Source organism: Pseudomonas sp. B15(2017), assembly GCF_002113215.1.
Taxonomy (GTDB): domain Bacteria; phylum Pseudomonadota; class Gammaproteobacteria; order Pseudomonadales; family Pseudomonadaceae; genus Aquipseudomonas.
Window position 1 is genome coordinate 79,559 of the sequence record NZ_NEJZ01000024.1, and the last position, 6,259, is coordinate 85,817.

The 6,259-nt window shown below is 58.6% G+C and carries 4 protein-coding genes and 1 pseudogene; all 5 read right to left on the reverse strand.

What is annotated here, in order from left to right; genetic code table 11:
* Position 1: 1 nt before the first annotated feature.
* Complete coding sequence (locus CAF73_RS27500) at positions 2-310, reverse strand: RcnB family protein (protein ID WP_085698130.1); 309 nt, start codon at positions 308-310, stop codon at positions 2-4.
* A 253-nt stretch (positions 311-563) separates the two neighbouring features.
* Entirely contained in the window at positions 564-1,742 is a 1,179-nt protein-coding gene (locus tag CAF73_RS27505) for a DUF6708 domain-containing protein (RefSeq protein ID WP_234205597.1), read from the reverse strand.
* Complete coding sequence (locus CAF73_RS27510) at positions 1,717-5,130, reverse strand: toxin VasX (protein ID WP_085705082.1); 3,414 nt, start codon at positions 5,128-5,130, stop codon at positions 1,717-1,719. The genes CAF73_RS27505 and CAF73_RS27510 overlap by 26 nt, the downstream gene beginning before the upstream one ends.
* On the reverse strand, positions 5,127-5,948 hold the full coding sequence (locus tag CAF73_RS27515) for a DUF4123 domain-containing protein (protein WP_176247776.1): 822 nt from the start codon (positions 5,946-5,948) through the stop codon (positions 5,127-5,129). The genes CAF73_RS27510 and CAF73_RS27515 overlap by 4 nt, the downstream gene beginning before the upstream one ends.
* 46 nt (positions 5,949-5,994) lie before the next feature.
* Positions 5,995-6,259: pseudogene (locus CAF73_RS30325) on the reverse strand (type VI secretion system tip protein VgrG); the annotation flags it as partial.

The following is a 6,259-nucleotide window of genomic DNA, read 5'->3' on the forward strand; positions in this document are numbered from 1 at the left end:
GCTATTTCTCGACCGGCTGAATCGCCACAATCGTCCCGTTGGTAATCATCACCATCACGTATTTATCGTTGATCTGCACCCACTGCGCCTGCGGCTCTGGTTGCTTGAGGCCTTTCTGTTTCCAGTTTTTGATGGCTTTTTCGCTGCGCTGGTAGATATCCGGGGCGCGGTCGTTGACGTTCAGTTCGCGTTTGCCGGTCGGTGATTGTTCGACAGTATCGTTCGAGGTTTGCGCCGCTTGAACGAGTGGGGTGATCCCGGCGATGCCGGCGACGAGGGCCAGGCTGGCGATTAGGGTCTTGTTGTTCATCGGTGAACCTCCTTCAGATGTGTGATACCTGAACTCCGACTGCGGGGTTCGGGAATCATTCCGTGTTTTTGGTCTCGGCTGACCGAGAGACTGTAGTCGTCAAAAAGACCGCTATCGCTGGCAGGCTGAATCATTAACTCCATTCTGCGGATTCAGGCTCGCGTTTACACTTGAACAGTTTGTTGAACATCGACAGTCGCCATTTCTTCGCGGGTGAACAACCAGTACGGCGCCTTGCTCAAGCCATCCCTGCTCAATGCAGCCCCGCCGCTTTGCAGGCATCGACGAAGTTGGTGCCTTTTTTGTCCATGGCGTGTTTGACCAGCGCGTTGGCTTTTTGCAGCGCGGGGCTGGGTTTGGCCCATTGCTCGGGAGGCAGGGGTTGCGACCAGGCTTGCACGCTGTCCGGCAGGGTCGGACGACCTTTGCGGTGGGCCCATTCGGCGATCAGGTAGGGCATTTTCCAGAAGGTCAGGACGCGGCGGACGTACCACCAGCGCAGGGGCCATCTCGTGGGCTGTGGGTATCCATAGCGTTTGCGATAGTCATCATCCATGCCGTCATCAAGATCGCCCATAAATCGGGCGTCGAGCCGTTCGATTTCAAAGGTATGCAGCCCTTCATAAGGTTTGAGCTCGTCTTCGCTCAGAGTGATACCCAGCGCGGCGAGCATGGGGCTGGGCGTATCCACCAACTCCCCTTCCTCCATGTAATTGCGAATCGACGCCCACATTCCCAGCGCATGCGCGTCGCTGGGCTGGGCCATCAAGATAAATTGCACGGTGTCGTGCTCTTCGTCCTCCAGCCCCATGCCGAAGGTGTAATCACGCAGGGCGCCGTAACCGGTGACACCCTGACTGCGCGCGACCCAGGCCACCACACTTTCCCACGGCACGATCAGTACGCGATGAGTGGTGTCGTCGATGTAGCAGACTTCGCGGCGTTGGCGGTTGAAGCGTACGGGGTAGCTTTTGGCGAGGGTTCGGACGTTGGAGAGCATGCCGTAGACACAGGCGCCAAGGGGGATCATGGATAAAAGGCAAACCAAGACACCAACTTGAAAGAACGTTATTAGTTCATGCGCAGGGTTCCTGAAATTTTCCGGATAAAAGAGCACTCCGTACATGACGAGCAGGCTAGGTGCAATAAAGGCGACAAACAATACAAACCAGATTTGAATCGCCAATCTCTTCACTGACTCAACCATCCCGAAGTTGCTCCCCCCCAACTCCAGATAGGTTTCGTTCATCGCCGAAAAACTACGCCGGGACACCTGGGCCTGTCCGGTGTAAACCGGCAGCGGCGCCAGAAACAGGGTTTCATTCAGCCCGCGGACCCGCAACTCCCCGGCACTCGGCCGTTGGCTGCGAATGTCCGGTGCCGGGTCTTTGGTTTCGGCCTTGCTTTTACGCTTGAACAGTTTGCTGAACATCAACAGTCGCCATTTCTTCGCGGGTGAACAACCAGTACGGCGCCTTGCTCAAGCCATCAGGCAAGGTTTCGACGGGGTCGAGGGTGAACCGGCCCTGGGCCGGCAAACGTACACCACGTTCCGTGGCGATGCGCAGATCGCGCAGGACGAAACAGGTGCGGTGTATCAGGTCACGTCCGGCTTCCAGTTGGTAACCGATGTTGAGCGCCAGAGCGAAGTCCGTCGTTTGCAAGGCATCGGCGATAGGCAACTGCAGGGTCAGTACCTCGTCTACCTGACTGACGACTACGGCAACTGCGGCCCACGCGGCGCTGCTTTCCTGCCAGCGCCGGGGTGGCAGTTGACTGTTGTAGGGACCGGGAATCGGTACTGCACGGGTCTGTTGATGGGCCAACAGTTGCAATTGACGGCTGTCCATTTCCCGGGTGTGCACGCCGGGCAGTCTGAGCTGCAAACAGGTGCGCTTGCCCTCGCGGATCAGTTCGCAGGTTGGCTGTTGCACCACCCTTGCCAATGCGCTCCAGTCTTCCGGCAGGCTGCGTTGCAGGTCGGCGGTGCCCCAGGCACTCGCTTGCAGCCACTTTTGCAAGGCGTCCAGATTGAAGTAGTTGTACAAGCCCTCGCCCAGCAGTTGCAGAGCCGTACCGATCAAACCCACAAGGTTGGCCTGGGCGGCGATGCCCAGCAGTCGGGGACTGGCTTCAGCCCAGGCAAGGGCTCGTAGTTCGGCGGGTTTTCTCAGAACCTGAGTGATGATCGACGTCGTGTATTTAGCACCCCAGGTATTGGTCCCGACAAGAGTGACGTCGCCGGCAATTTGTAGGGTCGTGGCTGCTAAAGCCTGATGATTGCCTTCGGCCAATGCGTTGGCCCATTGCATAGAGTGTTTTCCTGAATCAAAAGCGGCTGCCAACGCGCCGAACCCGAATGCAGCGTTCCCTGCAATTCCACTCCAACGCCCTAAGCGGCTCATGGTGTTGAGTTTTCCAGCGGCACTGTCCATTTGCTCGATATGCGCTTGAAGGATCGTCACCGACAGTCCCTGGACCGCCGCAAAGCCTGCCGCCGACATTCCAATCAAGGATTCAGCAAAAGCCGCCTTATCAGCTAACAAACGATCATCCTTGTTCAGTATTGAACTCAACGCATCAAAAAACTTCTGCCCCTGATAAACAAACAGCAACAACGCAATCCCGTCGCCCTTGGACTTCAACGCACTCGCCATCGGTTTGCCAAACGTTCCCGTCGCGCGGAAATCACGCACGGTACGCTGCATTTCTTCCCGTAACGCCGGGGCCATGCCGTCGATCACCGTGCCGATCTGGCCCGGCCCGCTTGAACCGACGGTCAGGGCGCGACTGAGGTTGTCTTCCAGCGGCAGGAGCGCAGCCTTGAGCTGGTTGATCCGCTGGTTGTGCACCTGCTCACTGCCTGGGGCGGCGAGGCCGTAGATCTGCCGCGACAATTCGCGATGACGCAGTTTGTAGGTCTCACTGAGCTGGCGACGCAGGTCGAGCGCGGCATCGCGACTCTTGTTGAAGGCCTGAAACTCGGACGCCGACGCTGCCCGCAAGGTCAAGCCGCTACGGGAAAACTCGCGCAGCAGCTGCAAGCGTGTTGGCGCGCCGAGATCACGAATAAAACTGTTGGGATCAATTGAACTTCCGAGACGAAAATCGCGAATCGCCAAATCGAGCCTGTCCGCTATCTTCAATTGCCGCGCCGGGTTATACGCCCCATCCAACAAACTCTGCAGCCCACTAAACCGCCCATTCAGATCCGCAAAGTTGGGTAACCGCTCATTCATCAAGTTTCTGAACTGATTGGTCAGCACGTTAACCGCATCAAGACTTTCCTGCGCCGCCGCGGCCTTGATCGAGAAGCTGCTCAGGTCCATGAGTTTCTTGCTCACGTCCAGCTGATCGGCCAGGGTCAAGGTGTCCAGCCCTGGCACGACGGTCAGCAGGTTGCTTTCCAGATAGGCCGCCAGTTTTTCCGTGGCCTCACTGTTCCAGCACAGGGCTGCGACGCAGAGGAACTCCGTTTCAAGGCGATGGCGGATCTGTTCGTCGTTGCGAAAGTCGTAATACCAGGCCGCCCGGTGAAAGTGACCGGCGACGATCATGTCCAGGCGATCTTCGCGAATGGCCTGCAAGCGCGTGTGCCAATGGCTCAGCAGCGTCTGCTGCTGGCTGACGAACGCTTGCATGTCGGCGCGGTTGATCAGGTGATCGATGCCGCGCTGGCCGAGCTCCTTTCCGAACAACGCCTGCCATGTCTGCAAGTGCAGTGCCGCGATAGTGTCTCGGTGTTTTTGCCAAAGCACCTGACCCAGGGCGTCCAGCAGGTTGACGGTCGCGCGCGCATAAGGATCGGTCGCGGCCGCTTTTCGCCAATGGTCTTCATCGCCAAATATTGGCCGCCCGGCGTGGTCGCGTTTGGTACGCAAGTAGTCCTCAATGGCTGCCTGTTGCTCAGCGTTGGTTTCGTCCATCAGGGTTTTGGCGGCGGGGTCGGTGCTGGCCAGTGCATCAAGGCGTGCCGGGGTCACTTCGTACAACGACTGGATGTAGGCGCCGGTGAGGTAGCGACGCTGGGCGGCCTCATCGCTGCTCCAGTGATCGAGCCAGTCCGCGACCTTCAGTTGGGCGCTGGCCAGGTCGCGCATCACACCAAAGTCGTCGCGCAAAACCAGAAACAGGTAATCGTTCTGATGCGCCCCCAGCACTTGGCTGCTGAGGGTTTCAATCGACGTGCTTTTGAACAGTGACGTGTCTTCCCAACCGTAAGACTGGCGTTGCTGCGGGTTGGCACCCTCGGGCAGATCCATTGGCGCGGTTTTTTCCGCAACCTCGGCCAGCCAGGTATCCGCCTGACGTTGGCTCAGCAGGTGCATGCCGCCCTTGTCCGGACAGGCACTCGCCAGTTCGATGCGTTGCATCCAGTGCTCACGCTCAGCGACGTCCTTGAGCACTTGCGAACATTTGTAGGCCGTCCACTGGATTTCCGAATAGCTGGCGAACAACGTGTGCTGCCGGGAGAACACCAATTGCGGCTCGCCAATCGACGTGGTGCGCATGTCGCTGGCGACTTCCCGGCCCTTCCAGACCAGTTTGCTGATCTGGCCTTGCTCAATGCGGTATTCGTGCAGGTAACCGGTGCCGTTATCAATGATGTACAGGTAGCCGTCACGCAGCAGACGAATGCCCAACGGTTGGCTGTTCAGCTTGAGCGGTATGCTCAGTTCGGCTGAAGGATCGAGGTTTTCCACCAGACCGTAGCGCAGGGGCAGCAACTGCACTTTTTCGCTCATCAAGAAGCACTGCCCCATAGGTGAGCGGATGTCTTGGGCGCTTTTGGCCAGGGCGGCGATATTGGCGGCTGTCATGACAAATCTCCCGGCAGACGGGTCGAACGTTCATGCGCCAGCTCGGCAGCGCGTTGCACGCGTTTCAGCGGGGACTGCTGTGAAGGCACGGTCAGCAGCTCGACAATGTCCGGGTGACTCTCCAATGGCTGCCCGGCCAGATAGCCCAACACGTTGGCGTAGAGCGTGATTTCCTGTTCTGAGGTGAAGCCTTGTTCATAGGCCTGTTGCGCTGTTTTTTCGGCAAATCGAAGGCGTTCCCGATCTGCGCAGGACGCCATGAATCCGGGGAAATACCGCCGCAAGTGATCGTTGAGGCCAATCACCGACTGATGAAACTGTGCCTCTCCCAGCGCCGTGAGTTCCCCTTCGGTCAACTGATAGATCTCGGGGGTGTCGGGCGCGGCATGATCCACACGTTGATGTTGTAGCCAGGTGGCCCGAAGCCCATCAGGCAGGCACAGATGCTGGACGGGGCCAAACCAGCGTGTGCTGTTGGCCTGCTGCGCAAGGTCGAGCAATTGATGCATGACAGCGGGATCGCCGATGCGCAGCATGACCTCCACCGTGCTCGGATGTTTGACGGCGAGCAGACGACGCCAGTGCTTGCAGAGCGTTGCTGTATCAGCATCGCTGAACAGCAAAAATCCCCATTCCAATGCGGCGCTTTCCTGAAAGTACGTCAGCAACGGATCGTCTGCGCCGTTGAGGGTGATCAGGTACGGCGATATATCTGCCAGTTCCTGCCAGCGCGTGCCTTGATAGAGGCAATACGCCGGGCTGTTCCAACGTTGCAGGCATTGCGGCAGATCGGGGGTGCTCACACCGTCCAGCAGCAAGTAAGCCGGCACGGACCAAGGCAAGTCATGGGGTAACGAAGGGAGTTCAAGCATCGGCCTCTCCACGTGGTTGGGTGGCTTCGCACACCGCGCAGATCGGCCTTCTGGCCATCAGGGCCAAACGCTGTGACTGGAGCAATACGGGGGCCGGAGGTTTTTTTTCGGTTGATGGCGTTGCTGATAACGCCGCGATACCCGCCACCGGCGCACCACCCTCGACAATCGCCACGCTGCTGAAGATCCCGCCCGAATTGATCACGATGTGATGCCCGCCCGCCGTCAGCGTCAGGCTGGTCCCGGCATCGATCACC